The following is a 14,792-nucleotide window of genomic DNA, read 5'->3' as shown; positions in this document are numbered from 1 at the left end:
GAGCCCGCCGCGCCCCGCACGGTCACGCCAGCGGCAGGAACGCCAGCCGGGCGTGGTACTCGCCGGCCACCGTCACGGTGTCGCTGCCGACCCACAGGCCCCGGTCGGTGGCGTACAGCTCGCCGGTGCCCACCCCGCGGTCCTTCGTCGGGTTCCACGGCAGTGCCTTGCCGGTGACCGGGTGGATCGCCCCGATGCCCGGCCGGGACACCGCGCCCGGACCGGCCGAGTTGCGGCCCTGCGGGTTGTCCAGCCAGCGCTGGTGGCCCCCGACGTAGACGGCCGCGCCGGTCACCGCCACCGACAGCAGCGTGTCGCCGCCGGTGTAGTTGGCCCAGGTGGGCTGCTTGCCGCCGGTGGCCGCACCGAACTCGAAACGCGCCGCGGTGTCGCAGAGCGTGGCCGGGAACGGGCCGCCGGTGGTGACCACCGCGAACCAGGTGCCGTCCGGCGAGATGTCGACGCCGCGCATGTAGACCGGCATCGTCCGCGCGCACTGCGGCTGGTAGCGGTCGGTGGCCCAGCCGGAGAGCGTGGCGCCCGACGCGCTCAGGTCGGCGACGGCGATCTGGTGCCGCGCCACACCCGCGACGCTGCTGAAGCCGCCGACGAACACCAGCCGCCGGCCGTCGGCGGAGACGTCCAGCGCCTCGATCTTCACCGGCGCGGTGGCGCCGGAGGTGGTCGTGCGCGGACCGGCCAGGTTCAGGTTGACCGACGGATCGGCGGCTCCGGTGGTGGCGTTCACCGCCGCCAGGGCGCGCCGGGTCACCCCGCCGACGGTCTGGAACGCGCCGCCGACGATCAGCCGGTTGCCGACCAGGTGCATGTCGTTGACCTGGTTGTTCAGCGCCGGCGTGGTGAAACCGGCGACCCGCGCGCCGGTGGCCGCGTCGATCCGGGCCAGCCGGGACGCCGCGGCGCCGTTGACAGTGGTGAACGCGCCGCCGATGTAGAGCGAGCGGCCGTCCGGCGCGGCGGCGAGAGCCTTCACCGCGCCGTTCACCTGCGGCCGGAACGCGGTGTCGATCCGGCCGGTGGTCGCGTCGAGCGCCACCAGGCGGGGCATCGCCAGCTGGGCCGACTGCCCGGCGTTGCGCACCTTGGTGAACGTGCCGGCGACGTACACGCGGTTGCCGATCTGGAGGATGCGGTGCACGGTGCCGTCCAGCGCGTGCGGCGTCCAGTCGACCGGGTTCGTGCCGACGACTGTGGTGTGTGCGGCGTTGACGGCGAGCGCCGGGGATCCCGGCAGCGCCGCGCCCGCGACGGCGAGCGCCGCGGCCACGGCGACGGCCGCGCCCCGTCTGCGCCCGGGTGGATGATCGGGTGAGATCGTCATGGCCGAAGCATGTCGCCCGACCAGGGATCGCGCAGTCGGGTAGCCGCCGGTAACCGCCCGCCGACCGGATAATCCGCGTGGTCCGTCCGGCGACCGGGCAGTACGGTGTGCGAGGTCCGTGAGGGAGGGAGCCCCATGCCGCCGCGCCGGGATGCCGCCGTGCTGGTCTTCGACGCCGACGACACGCTCTGGGAGAACAACGTCCTGTTCGAGCGGGTGATCGACGACTTCCTCACCTGGCTCGACCATCCCACGCTGGACCGGGCCCGCATCCGCGCGGTGCTCGACGACATCGAGCGGGCCAACGCCGTCGCGCACGGCTACGGCAGCAAGGTCTTCCTGCGCAGCCTCGGCGAGTGCCTGGAGAAGCTGCGCGAGCGTCCGGCCACCGACCGGGAACGCGCCGAGATCGATCAGCTCGCGGCGGCTCTGATCGGGCACCAGGTCGAGCTGATGCCGGGGGTGGCCGAGACGCTCGACGACCTGGCCGGCCGGCACGAGCTGCTGCTGCTCACCAAGGGCGAGCGCGAGGAGCAGCAGCGCAAGCTGGACGCCTGCGGGCTGCTGCACCACTTCCGCGCCGCGCACATCGTGCCGGAGAAGGACGCCGACACGTACCGCTGGCTGGCCCGCGAGCACGCCTTCGACCCGGCCGCCGCCTGGATGATCGGCAACTCCCCGCGCTCGGACATCCTGCCCGCCCGGGCCGCCGGGATGAACGCGGTCTTCATCCCGAACGAGAACACCTGGATCCTGGAGCACGACGAGCTGGACCCGTCCGACTCCCAGGTGATCCGGCTGGCGGCGTTTCCCGACCTGGTCCAGCACTTCTAGGCGGCCGGTAACGTCCGGGAGGTGCCACTCACCTTCCCGTCGCACCTGGCGCCGGTGCTGCCGCTGAAGCTGTGGCGGCCCCGCTGGTTCGACGGGGTGGCGCTGTGCGCCGGTGCGGTGGCGCCGGACGCCGCGTACCTGTTCACCGGCACGCCGCTGGCGCTCGGCATGCGTACGCACACGCTCGGCGGGCTGCTCTGGTGGGGGCTGCCGGTCGCGCTCGCGTACGCCTGGGTGGCGCGCCGCGTGGTCGCCGGCGTCGTCGCGCACCTGCCGGGACGGCGGTTCTTCGGCTGGGCCTGGTACGCGACGCTGGCCGGGGTGCGGCATCCCTGGCAGGTGTCGGTCTGCTCGGCGCTCATCGGCGCGTTCAGTCACGTCGCGTGGGACCGGGTCAGCCACAGCGAGCGCCTGCCCCGGCTGCTCGGCGTCGCCGACTTCCATGCCCTGACCGGCGTGTACTGGTACCAGTTCGTGGACGTGACCGCCGGGTTCGCCGGTGGGCTGCTGGTGGTCGTCCTGGTCGTGGGGGAGGCCCGCCGGGGACAGCGGGCCGGGGGCGTGGCGTCGCCGCTGCCGGCGGCGAACCCGGCCGTGTTCTGGCGGGTGGCGCTGGCGGTCACCGGGCTCGGCGCGCTGCTGCTGCCCGCGCTGCCGGCGGCGGACGTCGCCGCCCCGGCCGGCGTACGGGCGCTGCACGTGGCCGCGCTGGCGCTCGTCGCCGGGGCCGCCGCGGCCCGGAGCGTCCCGCCGGGGCAGGCCGGGCGCAGTCCGCGTCTCGAAGTCGAACAGCGCGAAACCGGCTGACCCCGTTACGCCGACATGCCGCAATTCCGCATAGACATCAATCACAGGCGCGGCCACCGGTCATCGCTTGTCCGGCCTGCGCGTACGCGCCTAACCTGAGCCGGCGTCCACGCCTCGTCGGGGTGAGACGGGGGCGCACCGGAGTCCGGTGGTAAGAGCACCGTGGAGCTGAGTGCGGGCATACCGGCTCGCCGCGCGGAGCCCGGCGAACGGCGTCGTGCCACGCCTGCCGGGTTCCCGCGGCGCAGACCGCTACCCAACCGGACGGCCGGGGTCAGGGCCGGGGAGTTGCGGACCCGGTCCTGACCCGTCCGGCCCCGGAAACAGGCGCCGGAATCGGGTGGGACGCCTCTGGTGCGCGGGCCGGTCACGGAGCGACACTGAGTCATGACTCCTCAGCGCGTACCGCTGCTCGCCGGCCTGGTCGTGCTGCTCGCGGCGGCCTGCACGGCGACCGGCCACGACGGCGCGTCCACGGCGCCCACCCCGACGGCCGCGGCGGCCCCCGCGGCGACCGCGACGGAGGCCACGCCCACCCCGCCCGTGCCGACCGAAGCGGCCTCGACGGGCGGCTCGTGGCGTGTCACCTGGGACTGGGCCGTGCCCGGCCAGCCGGCCCGGGTCGCCCACCGGGTCCGGGTGCCGGTCACGCCGCCGCCGGGGGAGCCGCTGCCCGTCCTGGTGGCGGTGGACGTCGGCGACCACCCGGCGGAGGGCTTCAGCCGGATCACCTTCGCGTTCCGCGGGCCCACCCCGTCCTATCAGGTCGCCTACGTGCCGCGGGTGGTGACCGAGGGCCGGGGCGCGCCGGTCGCGCTGCCCGGTACCGCGTACCTGTCGGTGCGGTTCGAGCCGGCCCAGGCGCACGACGCGCGCGGCGGCGGAACGGCGGACCTGCCGCCTGCGGCGATCCGCTTCCCGACGCTGCGCGGATGGGCGGTGGCCGGCGACTTCGAGGGGCACCTCAGTTTCGGGCTCGGCCTGCTGCCGCCGGACGGCGGCCGCCTGCCGGTGCGGCTGGGGGAGTCCACCCGCCCGGACGGTACGCACGTCGTGGCCGTGGACGTGCGGCGCAGCTGACGTCGGCGTCAGCGGTCGATGATGTTGTTGTTCTCGTCGATGCCGTGGGTGCGCCAGTAGACGTCCCACTCGTCGTCGACGTGCTGCGGCACCTTGCCCTCCGGGTAGCGCACATACGGCGGGGACGGCTCTTCCCCGTCCGGCACGCAGGAACTACCGCCCTGCGGGCCGACCGCGATCACCGGGTACTCGTCGCTGCCGCAGATGCTCTGCCGCAGGGAACAGCCGGTGGTCGCCATCAGCCCGGCCAGTCCGAGCACGGCAAGAACGATCATGATTCGAGTTCGCACGGGGAGAATTGTCGTCGCCCCGGGCGGACCCGCCATCGGTACGCGTACTCAATTCCAGGGTGCGGCCCGGGCTCAGGTCAGCTCGCCCCGCACGATCGCCACCGCCACCCGGCAGAACTCGTCCATGTCGGGCTGGAAGCCGGCCGCGATGTCCGGGTGCAGGCCGGAGCGGGTCTCGTCGAGCAGGCGGCGGCACACGTCCTCCACCGGCTCGCCCGCGTAGCCGGAGCGGACCCGGTCCGCGGCGGCCTGCAGGGCCGAGGTCAGCTGATCCTCCAGCGGGCCACGCAGCTTCTGCTGCACAGGGTCAAGCCCGCTCGGGTCGAGCGTGACATGTGGCTCCGACATCGGCGCTCCCTTCGTCGGCGTCCGCGGTACCCCACCGCGAACGTCGGTCAAACCATCGTCGGTACGGCCGACACCCGGACCAGGTACGAGAACTCCTCCGCCGGCTCCTCGACGTACGACAGCCGGCGGATCTGCCGGTCGTCGGACCAGAGCGCGACGTCGACCAGCACCCCGAGGTGGGCGAGACCGATGTTGGCGACCCGCTTCTTGTCCTGGAGCACCGCGCACACGCCGCCCAGCAGCGTGCTGGCGTCGGAGGTGCGGTGCCCGGACGGGCACCGCAGGGTGAGGTCCACCTCGACCGGGCCGGTGAGCGGGGTCCACCCGGTGCGCTGGGCCGCCGTGCAGGCGGCCTGGAGCAGGGTACGGACTCTCGTCGCCTGCCGGTGCCCGGCGGCGAAGATGGACAGGGCCTCGGTCTTGACCGGGGGCAGGCCGCTCACCTCGAACGTCAGGGCGAGAGCGCGGGTGTCCTGCACGAAGCACCTCCTCGGGGCGAATCCTGCCCAACCGGGGAACGAGCGGACGGCACTTTCCCGACAGAACCAACCGATCGGGCGGGCAGTGGGGGACGGCCGGAGGCGTATCGACGTCGACGGCGACGCGCCGGCTACGGAGCCAGCCCCACGCTAATGCACGACCGCTGACGCTCGGTAGCCTCGCCGTTTCACGACGTGGGACGGCGTGTCGGCCGCGCCCCGTCGTCGCGCTGCCGACGGTGTGCGCGCCGTCACCGTCACATGTCCGTGATGTTTCGCTCCGTCGCAGGTCGGGCACGTTCAGCCGCACGACACGCCCGGGGCGTTCGGTGATCGGACCGAGAACCCCGCCGTCTCGCCGTGCGCCGGGGCACGGGTCACTCCCCGGTTCTTCGCCGAAGAGAGGGGGAGGGTGATGACGACAGTCCCCGACACGGCCGCACGACGGCCGGCCGGACGCGCGGTGGCGGCAGCCGCCGCGCTCGCGTTGGTGGCCCCGCTGGCAGCCTGCGGATCCGGCGGCGACGGCGGCGTCCCCACGATCAACCTGTACTACCCGCCGGAGCAGAACCTGCAGAAGGTCGTCGACACCTGCAACACGGCGGCGCAGGGCCGGTACCGCATCGACTACCGGGTGCTGCCGCGCGAGGCCGACGAGCAGCGGGTGCAGATGGTGCGGCGGCTCGCCGCGCAGGACAGCGGGATGGACGTGCTCGGCCTGGACGTCACGTGGACCCAGGAGTTCGCCAGCGCGAAGTGGATCCGGGAGTGGACCGGCGAGGACAAGGCCGAGGCGGAGCGGGGCACGCTGGCCGGCCCGCTGGACACCGCCCGGTACGAGGACAAGCTGTACGCCGCGCCCAAGAACACGAACGTGCAGCTGCTGTGGTACCGGTCGGACCTGGTGTCGCAGCCGCCGAAGACCTGGGACGAGATGATCTCCGCCGCCCAGCAGCTCAAGGAGCAGGGCAAGCCGTACCAGGTGCTCACCATGGGCGCCCAGTACGAGGGCCTGGTGGTCCTCTACAACACGCTCGCCGAGAGCGCCGGCGGCAAGATCCTCAGTGACGACGGCAAGAAGGCGGAGATGGACGCCGGCGCGGTACGCGCGCTCGACCAGCTCAAGAAGTTCGCCACGTCCGGCGTGACGTCGCCGTCGTTCAGCAACGCGCTGGAGGACCCGGTGCGGCTGGAGTTCCAGTCCGGCAAGGGCGCGTTCCAGGTGAACTGGCCGTTCGTCTATCCGGCGCTCCAGGAGGCCAACCCGGAGCTGGCGAAGAACGTGAAGTGGGCCCGGGTGCCGGGCATCGAACCGGGCACCCCCAGCAAGGTCACCATCGGCGGGGTCAACCTGGCGGTCAGCAGCTACTCGAAGCACCCGGAGGAGGCGTTCGAGGTGGCCCGCTGCCTGCGCAACGCCGAGAACCAGAAGTTCTCCGCCGTCAACGACGGCGTGCCGCCCACCATCGAGGCCGTCTACGACGACCCGGAGATGACCGAGGCGTACCCGATGAAGGAGACCATCCTGGAGGAGCTGAAGGAGCCGGCGGTGCGACCGCTGACCCCGGCGTACCAGAGCATCTCCACGGTGATGTCGGCGATCCTGTCGCCGCCGTCGGCGATCCGGCCCGAGCAGACCGCCGACGAGCTGCGCAAGGCGATCTCCGACGCGCTGGAGTCCAAGGGGGTTCTGCCATGAGCGTGAACGCCACCCCGGCCGGCGCGCAGGCCGCCGCCGAGGCCGAGTCCGAGCAGCCCGGCGGCCGGCACGCCGCAGTGCCGCAGCAGCGGTCGCGGCGCGGCTCCCGCGCCCCGCTGAGCGAGAACAAGCGGGCCGAACGGCGGCTCGGCTGGCTGCTGTGCGCACCGGCCGCGCTGGTCATGGTGCTGGTCACCGCGTACCCGATCCTGTACTCCGTCTGGTTGTCGCTGCAACGCTTCGACCTGCGCTTCCCCGACGAGCGGCAGTTCGTCGGGCTGGAGAACTACGTCACCGTGCTCACCAACGACTTCTGGTGGACCGCGTTCGGGGTGACCGCCCTGATCACCGTGGTCACCGTCGCGGTCGAGCTGGTGCTCGGCATGGGCCTGGCGCTGATCATGCACCGGACGCTCGTCGGCCGGGGGATCGTCCGCACCGCCGCGCTGATCCCGTACGGCATCGTCACTGTGGTCGCGGCGTTCTCCTGGCGGTACGCCTGGACGCCCGGCACCGGCTACCTGGCGAACCTGTTCGACGGCAGCGCCCCGCTCACCGAGCGGGCCAGCTCGCTGGCGATCATCATGCTGGCGGAGATCTGGAAGACCACCCCGTTCATGGCCCTGCTGCTGATGGCCGGGCTGGCGCTGGTGCCGGAGGACCTGCTCAAGGCGGCCTCCACCGACGGCGCGACGGCGTGGCAGCGGTTCACCAAGGTGATGCTGCCGGTGATGAAGCCGGCCATCCTGGTCGCGCTGCTGTTCCGCACGCTCGACGCGTTCCGGGTCTTCGACAACATCTTCGTGCTCACCAACGGCGGCAACGAGACGTCGTCGGTGTCGATGCTCGCCTACAACAACCTGATCCGGGGCCTGAACCTCGGCATCGGCTCCACGATGTCGGTGCTGATCTTCATCACCGTGGCGATCATCGCCTTCGTGTTCGTGAAGCTGTTCGGCACCGCTGCCCCGGGCAGCGACGATGGGGAGAGGCGCTGACATGGCAGTGGAATCCACCACGCGGGCGAAGGTGCGCTGGGGCCTGCTGGACGTCGTGGTCGTCGTCTTCGCGCTGGTCCCCGTGCTCTGGATCGCCTCGCTGTCGTTCAAGACCCCGGCCACGCTCACCGACGGCAAGTTCTGGCCGCGCGAGTGGACGCTGGACAACTACCGGACCATCTTCGACACCGACCAGTTCGTCCGGGCCCTGATCAACTCCATCGGCATCGCGCTGATCGCCACCACCATCGCGGTGGTGCTCGGGGCGATGGCCGCGTACGCGATCTCCCGCCTGGACTTCCCCGGCAAGAAGCTGCTGGTCGGCGTCTCGCTGCTGATCGCGATGTTCCCGCAGGTGTCGCTGGTGTCGCCGCTGTTCGAGATCGAGCGGCAGCTCGGCCTGTTCGACACCTGGCCGGGTCTGATCCTGCCCTACATCACGTTCGCGTTGCCGCTGGCGATCTACACGCTGTCGGCCTTCTTCAAGCAGATCCCGTGGGACCTGGAGAAGGCGGCGAAGATGGACGGCGCCACCCAGGCCCAGGCGTTCCGGCGGGTGATCGCGCCGCTGGCCGCGCCGGGCGTGTTCACCACCGCCATCCTGGTCTTCATCTTCTGCTGGAACGACTTCCTGTTCGCGATCACGCTCACCTCGACCGAGCGGTCCCGCACGGTCCCGGTGGCGCTGCAGTTCTTCACCGGCGAGTCGCAGTTCGAGGACCCCACCGGGGCGATCTGCGCCGCCGCTGTGGTGATCACCGTGCCGATCATCCTGTTCGTGCTCTTCTTCCAGCGCCGCATCGTCTCCGGTCTGACCTCCGGCGCAGTCAAGGGATAGGTGGTAGCAATGGCCGACATCGTGCTGGACAAGGTGAGCAAGCGGTTCCCGGACGGGACCACCGCCGTACAGGACGTCGACCTGGAGATCGCCGACGGCGAGTTCGTCATCCTGGTCGGTCCGTCCGGCTGCGGGAAGTCCACCACGCTCAACATGATCGCCGGGCTGGAGGACATCAGCTCCGGTGAGCTGCGCATCGGCGGCGAGCGGGTCAACGACAAGGCGCCCCGCGACCGCGACATCGCCATGGTCTTCCAGTCGTACGCGCTCTACCCGAACATGACCGTTCGGGAGAACATGGCGTTCCCGCTGCGGCTGGCGAAGCTGGACAAGGAGACCATCAACCAGAAGGTCGACGAGGCGGCGAAGGTGCTGGAGCTGACCGCGCTGCTGGACCGCAAGCCGGCCAACCTCTCCGGCGGCCAGCGGCAGCGGGTGGCGATGGGCCGGGCGATCGTCCGCCAGCCCAAGGCGTTCCTGATGGACGAGCCGCTGTCGAACCTGGACGCCAAGCTGCGGGTGCAGATGCGCACCGTGGTGTCGCGGCTGCAGAAGCAACTCGGCACCACCACCGTCTACGTCACCCACGACCAGACCGAGGCGATGACGCTCGGCGACCGGGTGGTCATCATGCGCGGCGGCGCGGTGCAGCAGGTCGGCCCGCCGCAGGAGCTGTACGACCACCCGCGCAACCTCTTCGTCGCCGGGTTCATCGGTTCGCCCTCGATGAACTTCGTGCACGCCGCGGTGGAGGACGGGAAGCTGCGGACCGCGCTCGGAGACGTGCCGGTCGGCGAGCGGGTCCGCCGCGAGCTGGAGGCCGGTGACGCGCCCCGCGAGCTGATCCTCGGCATCCGGCCGGAGCACTTCGAGGACGCCGCGTTGATCGACGACGAGACCCGCCGCCGGGGCATGGAGTTCGAGGCGCCGGTGGACATCGTCGAGTCGATGGGTTCGGACAAGTACGTCTACTTCACCGTCGAGGGGGAGCGGGCGACCGCCGCCGAACTGGAGGAGCTGGCCGCCGACGCGGGCGCGGCGGACTTCGCGGGCGGCGGCTCGAACCTGGTCACCCGCCTGTCGGCGGAGTCCCCGGTACGCGAGGGCGAGTCGCGCCGGGTGTGGTTCAACCTGGAGAAGATCCACCTGTTCGACCCGGGCAGCGGCCGTAACCTGACGCTGCACGAGGGCCGTTCGGCCGGCGCTCTGGCCGACTGACCCCGGACGCGCGAAGGGCCGGTGGCACGCGGTGCCGCCGGCCCTTCGGCCTTGTCCGGCCAGCTCACCCTCCCTCCGTAGTCGGCCATCGGCGTGAGTGGAACGCCACGGGTGTCTCGGCGCGGTTTTGACACCCATGGCGTTCCACCGAGCACGAGCGCGGCGACCCGATGCGCCGATGGCTGCAGAGCGAAGGGGATGCTCGGCAGCAGAGGAGAATGAGGTAAGGCAACGGCGGGAGCCGTCGCTCACCAGGAGTGACGCAGCTCCAGGCCGAGGAAGCGGGCGTAACCCGTCAGCGCGGCGTCCACCCGGGTGCGCAGCGCGGCGTCGAACGGCACGAGCTGGTGCGTTGTCACTGTCACCGCCCGCGCGCCGATCGTCCGCGTCCAAGTGCCGACCACGCGCCCGCCGCGCACCACGGTCGAACGGAACATCCCGTTGTTGCCGGGGACCACCGCTGCGGCGTGCGCCGGGTCGAGCATCAGCGACCGGTCCTTGAAGCCGAGCAGGTATTCGTCGAAGCCGGGCAGCGTGTGCACGTCGTCGACGGGCGCGCGGGGCGTGTCGAGCAGCGCGGCGTCGACCACCGCCGGCTCGCCGTCGACCTCGACCGGGGCGAGCAGGTCACCGGCCAGCGTGATCGCCCGGGTCGCGTCGGTGACGGTGAGGCCGGTCCACCGGGCCAGCTCGTGCCGGGTCACCGGGCCGTGGCCGCGCACGTAGCGGCGCGCCAGCAACGACAGCGCCTCGTCGCGCTCCGGGCGGCGCGGATCGGGCGCCCACTCGTCGAGCAGCACGAACGTCTGTTCGTTGCCGACGTGCGGGGCGATGCAGGTGACGCCGCGCTGGCTGGCGTACCAGAGCAGGTGATAGCCGCGTTGACCATCCGTGTCCAGCCCGGCGGCGCGCAGCGCGGCCAGGCACTCGGCGCGGGTGAGCCGGCCGCCGCCGGCCAGCGCCGCACCCAGCACGTCACCGGCCCGTTCACCGTCGGCGACCGTCAGCCCGAGCTGCCGCCACCGCGAGGCGATGCCGGCCAGCGTCCGCACCCCGGTCAGCTCCAGCAGCCACCGCGCGTCGCGCGCCGGCACCAGGTGCACGGTGCCGCGCATCGGCCAGGTGCGCAGGGCCTCCCGCCGCTCCAGCGCCGCGCGGACGTCGTTCTGGGTGGCGCCGGGAAGGCGTACGCCGAGCGACCACAACCCGCTCGCGGCGTCCTGGGCCTGCATGGCGCCGAACCACTCGACCACGTCGGCGACGCCCTCGGGACGGGCCGTCGGGTGCGGGCGCAGCAGCAGGCCGGTCATCCGTAGCGCGAGCGCCTCGGCGCGGCTGAGGCGAACGGTCACGGGCGTCAGCGTAGGCCCGGGGTCCGACAGCCCCTGATCGCGCTGCGCCGGCCGCGCTGCCGACGAAGCGCGATCCCCCGTTCAGGTTCCCGGCGCGGGGGCAGCCGACTTGGCTGGCGCCGGTCCGACCAGGATCCTCGCTGAGCTGGGCCGGGAAAGCGTTTTCGCGCGGAACTTGCGCAAATCTTGAGCCTCGGTCAGTCGAGCCGCCGGTGCATGACGAGCAGGTCGACGTACCCCCGGGTGGGGTGTCGGAAGCCCTCCGGCACCCGGCCGATCACCGCGAAGCCCAGCGACCGCCACAGCGCGACCGCCCGGGTGTTGGTGGCCACCACCGCGTTGAACTGCATGGCCCGGTAGCCGTCGGCCCGGGCCGCGGCGAGCACGTGCCCGGCCAGTGCCCGCCCGACGCCGTGCCCGGCGGCGGCCGGGGCGACCATGAACGAGGCGTTCGCCACGTGGTCGCCGGGGCCGCCCTGGTTGGGCGCGAGCTTCGCCGAGCCGAGCACCGTGCCGTCCGGCGCCACCGCGACCACCGTCCGCGCCGGTGGGCCCGGCATCCAGAGCCGCCGGGCCTGCTCCTGCGTGACGTCCGGGGGCCAGGTGTACGTCTCGCCGGCCGCGACGATCTCGCGCAGGAACGGCCAGATCAGTGGCCAGTCGGCGGGGGTGGCGGTGCGGATCTCCACCTGGCGAGCATGCCACGCCCGCCGTTTGACGCGACAAGTAACGGGTAGTCGCGGGAGTTGACCCCAAACGAGGAGGGATCGTCTGATGGATGGCCAGGTCAAGGTCGCGGTGATCTACTACAGCGCGACCGGCATCACCTACCAGATGGCGCAGTCGGCAGTCGAGGCGGCGGAGGAAGCCGGTGCCGAGGTGCGCCTGCGCAAGGTGCGTGAGCTGGCGCCCGACGAGGCGATCCGCTCCAACTCGGGCTGGCAGGCGCACCGGCTGGAGACCCAGGACGTGATGGAGGCCCAGCCGGACGACCTCTCCTGGGCCGACGTGGTGATCATGGGTTCGCCCACCCGGTACGGCATGGTCGCCGCCCAGCTCAAGCAGTTCATCGACACCACCGGCCCGCTCTGGGCGGCCGGCGCGCTCGCCGACAAGGTGTACAGCGGCTTCACCTCGACCGCCACCTCGCACGGCGGCCAGGAGGCGACGCTGCTGTCGCTGTACACGATCTTCTACCACTGGGGCGGGATCGTGGTGACCCCCGGCTACACCGACCCGAGCCAGTTCGTCGCCGGCAACCCGTACGGCGCCTCGCACACCAGCAACAACGGCGAGGTGGCCCCGGACCACGTGGCCCTGACCGCCACCGCGCTGACCGCCAAGCGGGCCACGCTCATGGGCGCCGCGCTGAAGCGGGGCATGTCCGGCTGACCGGCGGATGGCGACCGGTGGCCGGACGGGGGCTCTCGAACCCGTCCGGACCACCGGTCGCCCCTCGCCCTACCCGCGATCGGCCGCTCCATGCGCGCTCAGCGCGGGCCGGTCGAGCAGATGTCCGAGCAGATCCGCCAGGACCGAGGTGCCGTCCTGGCTCAGCACCGACTCCGGGTGGAACTGCACCCCGGCGAAACCCGCCCCGCGCAGCGCGTGCACCGCGCCGTCGGCCGGGTCGCGGGACAGCTCCACCGGGCCGTACGGGCCGGTCATCCGGTCGGCGTCGGCGCGGGCGGTGAAGCTGGCGTAGAAGCCGACCCGGCGGGTCACCCCGAACACCGGCACGTCGCGCGGCAACCCCTGGTACGGCGCGTCCCGCCGGTGCAGCGGCAGACCCAGCAGCCCGGCGAGCAGCTGGTGGCCCAGGCACACCGCGAGCGCCGGCCGGCCGGAGGCGAGCAGCTCGGCCAGCAGCGCCCGCAGCGCCACCATCTTCGGCGCTGCCGGGTCCCGCGGGTCGCCCGGCCCGGGGCCGACCACCACCAGGTCGTACCCGTCGAGCGGGCCCGGGTCCGGCCAGTCCCGCCGGGTCACCGCCAGCCCCAGCGCGCCGAGCTGGTGGGCGAGCATGCCGGTGAACGTGTCCTCGCCGTCGACGATCAGCGCCCGCCGGCCGGCGAGCCCGCGCAGCGCCAGCGCGCCCGGCCGGCGCTGCTCCAGCCAGAACCGGGCCAGCGGCGCGTTGCGGGCGGCCAGCGCGGCCTGCACCTCCGGGTCGTCGGCGTACCTGACGGCCGGCTCGGCGCCGGCGCCCGGCGCGTCCGGGCCGAGACCGAGCGCGGCCAGCACGCCCGCCGCCTTCGCGTGCGTCTCGGCGACCTCCCCGGCGGTCGTCGAGTGCCGCACCAGCGTGGCGCCGACCGGCACCCGCAGCGCGCCCTCGGGCGAGATCTCGGCCGTCCGGATCAGGATCGGCGCGTCAAGCGTCTGCCGGCCCTGCTCGTCGCGTCCGAGCAGCGCGAGCACCCCGGCGTAGTAGCGCCGGCCGGCGCGCTCGTGCCGGGCGATGACCCGGCAGGCGTTCTCCATCGGGCTGCCGGTCACGGTCGGGGCGAACATGGTCTCCCGCAGCACCTCCCGCACGTCCCGGGAGCAGCGCCCGGCCAGCAGGTACTCGGTGTGCGCCAGGTGCGCCATCTCCTTCAGGTACGGCCCGACCACCTGGCCGCCGTGCTCGGCGACCACGGCCATCATCTTCAGCTCCTCGTCCAGCACCATGTACAGCTCCTCCACCTCCTTCGGATCGTGCAGGAAGCGCAGCAGCTCAGCCCGGTCGACGGTCTCGCCCCGGTGCCGGAACGTGCCGCTGATCGGGTTCATCTCGACCAGACCGTCGGCGACGCTGACGTGCCGCTCCGGGCTGGCGCCGACCAGGATCCGGGCGCCGGTGTGCACCAGGAACGTCCAGTACGCGCCCCGCTCGCGCAGCAGCAGCCGGCGCAGCGCGGCCAGGGCCGCGGCCAGTGGGTCGCCCTGCACCGTGGCGCGCATGGTGCGGTGGATGACGAAGTTCGCGCCCTCACCCCGGCCGATCTCGTCGGCGAGCACCCGGTCCACCACCGTCGCGTACTCGTCGTCGGCGATGTCGAAGCCGGCGTCGGTGGTGCGTACGGCGGCGTCGGGCAGCGCGCCGAGCAGCTCGGCCAGTGGTATCCGCCGGTGCGCCTCGACGGTCAGGAACTCCAGCGGCATGCCGTCGTCCACGCACTCGAAGCCACGCTCGGTGACCTGCCGGAACGGCACCACCGCCAGCGTGCGCGGGCCGGCGCCGTCGTCGGGCAGCGGCAGGTCGGCGAGCCGGTCGGCGGTGCGTACCGGGCCGGTGAACAGGTCGACGTGGTCGGCGCCCTCGCGGCGGACGAGCGCGAACGGGCCGGGGTCGTGGCCGGCCGCGACGGCGGCGAGCGGGTCGGACGGGCGGGTCATCGGGTCTCCTCGGTGGGCCGGTGACCGCCGACGTGGGCGACCCGGGATGCCGGGGAAGACCGGCGGCCGCCTCGTCGGGCGGCCGCGTGGGGAAGCTACGCGCGGGGGTGGGCCGCCGGGTCGGCG

The 14,792-nt window shown here is 72.8% G+C and carries 15 protein-coding genes; 8 read left to right on the top strand and 7 right to left on the bottom strand.

Annotated features, from left to right (window positions below; genetic code table 11):
• Positions 1-22: 22 nt before the first annotated feature.
• Entirely contained in the window at positions 23-1,342 is a 1,320-nt protein-coding gene (locus DQE82_RS08465) for a hypothetical protein (protein ID WP_233514612.1), read from the bottom strand.
• Positions 1,343-1,477: 135 nt separating this feature from the next.
• Between DQE82_RS08465 and DQE82_RS08460 the strand changes: the two genes are divergently transcribed.
• The 3 genes from DQE82_RS08460 to DQE82_RS08450 all read left to right on the top strand — a co-directional run bounded on the left by DQE82_RS08460 (position 1,478) and on the right by DQE82_RS08450 (position 4,063).
• Entirely contained in the window at positions 1,478-2,176 is a 699-nt protein-coding gene (locus DQE82_RS08460) for an HAD family hydrolase (protein WP_064445386.1), read from the top strand.
• A gap of 21 nt (positions 2,177-2,197) precedes the next feature.
• A complete protein-coding gene (locus DQE82_RS08455; protein ID WP_113972431.1) occupies positions 2,198-2,983 on the top strand; it encodes a DUF4184 family protein in 786 nt (261 codons plus the stop codon).
• 387 nt (positions 2,984-3,370) lie between these two features.
• Positions 3,371-4,063 (top strand): hypothetical protein, encoded by a 693-nt coding sequence (locus tag DQE82_RS08450; protein ID WP_113972430.1) that lies wholly within the window; start codon positions 3,371-3,373, stop codon positions 4,061-4,063.
• Positions 4,064-4,071: 8 nt separating this feature from the next.
• On the opposite strand, the gene DQE82_RS08445 is transcribed toward DQE82_RS08450, so the two are convergent.
• The 3 genes from DQE82_RS08445 to DQE82_RS08435 form a co-directional block, all read right to left on the bottom strand.
• A complete protein-coding gene (locus DQE82_RS08445) occupies positions 4,072-4,353 on the bottom strand; it encodes an SCO0607 family lipoprotein (RefSeq protein WP_223201390.1) in 282 nt (93 codons plus the stop codon).
• A gap of 72 nt (positions 4,354-4,425) precedes the next feature.
• Positions 4,426-4,701 (bottom strand): hypothetical protein, encoded by a 276-nt coding sequence (locus tag DQE82_RS08440; protein WP_030500352.1) that lies wholly within the window; start codon positions 4,699-4,701, stop codon positions 4,426-4,428.
• Positions 4,702-4,748: 47 nt separating this feature from the next.
• Entirely contained in the window at positions 4,749-5,180 is a 432-nt protein-coding gene (locus DQE82_RS08435; protein WP_113972429.1) for a hypothetical protein, read from the bottom strand.
• A gap of 415 nt (positions 5,181-5,595) precedes the next feature.
• On the opposite strand from DQE82_RS08435, the gene DQE82_RS08430 reads away from it, so the two are divergent.
• Genes DQE82_RS08430 through DQE82_RS08415 form a run of 4 tightly spaced genes read left to right on the top strand, consistent with a single transcriptional unit; the run spans position 5,596 to position 9,933 of the window.
• The gene (locus DQE82_RS08430; RefSeq protein ID WP_043329798.1) at positions 5,596-6,879 is read left to right on the top strand and encodes an ABC transporter substrate-binding protein; all 1,284 of its coding nucleotides are present in this window, start codon (positions 5,596-5,598) and stop codon (positions 6,877-6,879) included.
• Entirely contained in the window at positions 6,876-7,877 is a 1,002-nt protein-coding gene (locus tag DQE82_RS08425; RefSeq protein ID WP_043329800.1) for a carbohydrate ABC transporter permease, read from the top strand. Before DQE82_RS08430 ends, DQE82_RS08425 begins: the two co-directional genes overlap by 4 nt.
• A gap of 1 nt (position 7,878) precedes the next feature.
• Positions 7,879-8,715, top strand: a complete 837-nt coding sequence (locus DQE82_RS08420; protein ID WP_043329801.1) for a carbohydrate ABC transporter permease — start codon at positions 7,879-7,881, stop codon at positions 8,713-8,715.
• 9 nt (positions 8,716-8,724) lie between these two features.
• On the top strand, positions 8,725-9,933 hold the full coding sequence (locus tag DQE82_RS08415) for an ABC transporter ATP-binding protein (protein ID WP_043329803.1): 1,209 nt from the start codon (positions 8,725-8,727) through the stop codon (positions 9,931-9,933).
• A 248-nt stretch (positions 9,934-10,181) separates the two neighbouring features.
• Here DQE82_RS08415 and DQE82_RS08410 read toward each other — a convergent pair whose 3' ends face one another.
• Together DQE82_RS08410 and DQE82_RS08405 are read right to left on the bottom strand one after the other, a co-directional pair.
• A complete protein-coding gene (locus tag DQE82_RS08410) occupies positions 10,182-11,285 on the bottom strand; it encodes a winged helix DNA-binding domain-containing protein (RefSeq protein WP_113972428.1) in 1,104 nt (367 codons plus the stop codon).
• Between the two features lie 197 nt (positions 11,286-11,482).
• Positions 11,483-11,974 carry a GNAT family N-acetyltransferase gene (locus tag DQE82_RS08405; protein WP_113972427.1) on the bottom strand — a complete coding sequence of 164 codons (492 nt, stop codon included), beginning with the start codon at positions 11,972-11,974 and terminating at the stop codon, positions 11,483-11,485.
• 85 nt (positions 11,975-12,059) lie between these two features.
• Between DQE82_RS08405 and wrbA the strand changes: the two genes are divergently transcribed.
• The gene (gene wrbA, locus DQE82_RS08400; RefSeq protein ID WP_113972426.1) at positions 12,060-12,677 is read left to right on the top strand and encodes an NAD(P)H:quinone oxidoreductase; all 618 of its coding nucleotides are present in this window, start codon (positions 12,060-12,062) and stop codon (positions 12,675-12,677) included.
• A 69-nt stretch (positions 12,678-12,746) separates the two neighbouring features.
• Here the strand turns inward: wrbA and DQE82_RS08395 are convergent, their stop codons facing one another.
• The gene (locus DQE82_RS08395) at positions 12,747-14,666 is read right to left on the bottom strand and encodes a chorismate-binding protein (protein WP_113972425.1); all 1,920 of its coding nucleotides are present in this window, start codon (positions 14,664-14,666) and stop codon (positions 12,747-12,749) included.
• Between the last annotated feature and the right edge of the window lie 126 nt (positions 14,667-14,792).

The organism is Micromonospora sp. LHW51205, from assembly GCF_003315815.1.
GTDB lineage: Bacteria > Actinomycetota > Actinomycetes > Mycobacteriales > Micromonosporaceae > Micromonospora > Micromonospora chalcea.
The sequence above is the reverse complement of the archived record's forward strand: the minus strand, read 5'-3'. Positions and strand labels throughout refer to the sequence as shown.

Coding starts and splice junctions, on each gene's coding strand:
- DQE82_RS08465 (WP_233514612.1), bottom strand. CDS start 1,342: ATGACGATCTCACCCGATCATCCACCCGGGCGCAGACGGGGCGCGGCC.
- DQE82_RS08460 (WP_064445386.1), top strand. CDS start 1,478: ATGCCGCCGCGCCGGGATGCCGCCGTGCTGGTCTTCGACGCCGACGAC.
- DQE82_RS08450 (WP_113972430.1), top strand. CDS start 3,371: ATGACTCCTCAGCGCGTACCGCTGCTCGCCGGCCTGGTCGTGCTGCTC.
- DQE82_RS08440 (WP_030500352.1), bottom strand. CDS start 4,701: ATGTCGGAGCCACATGTCACGCTCGACCCGAGCGGGCTTGACCCTGTG.
- DQE82_RS08430 (WP_043329798.1), top strand. CDS start 5,596: ATGACGACAGTCCCCGACACGGCCGCACGACGGCCGGCCGGACGCGCG.
- DQE82_RS08425 (WP_043329800.1), top strand. CDS start 6,876: ATGAGCGTGAACGCCACCCCGGCCGGCGCGCAGGCCGCCGCCGAGGCC.
- DQE82_RS08420 (WP_043329801.1), top strand. CDS start 7,879: ATGGCAGTGGAATCCACCACGCGGGCGAAGGTGCGCTGGGGCCTGCTG.
- DQE82_RS08415 (WP_043329803.1), top strand. CDS start 8,725: ATGGCCGACATCGTGCTGGACAAGGTGAGCAAGCGGTTCCCGGACGGG.
- wrbA (WP_113972426.1), top strand. CDS start 12,060: ATGGATGGCCAGGTCAAGGTCGCGGTGATCTACTACAGCGCGACCGGC.
- DQE82_RS08395 (WP_113972425.1), bottom strand. CDS start 14,666: ATGACCCGCCCGTCCGACCCGCTCGCCGCCGTCGCGGCCGGCCACGAC.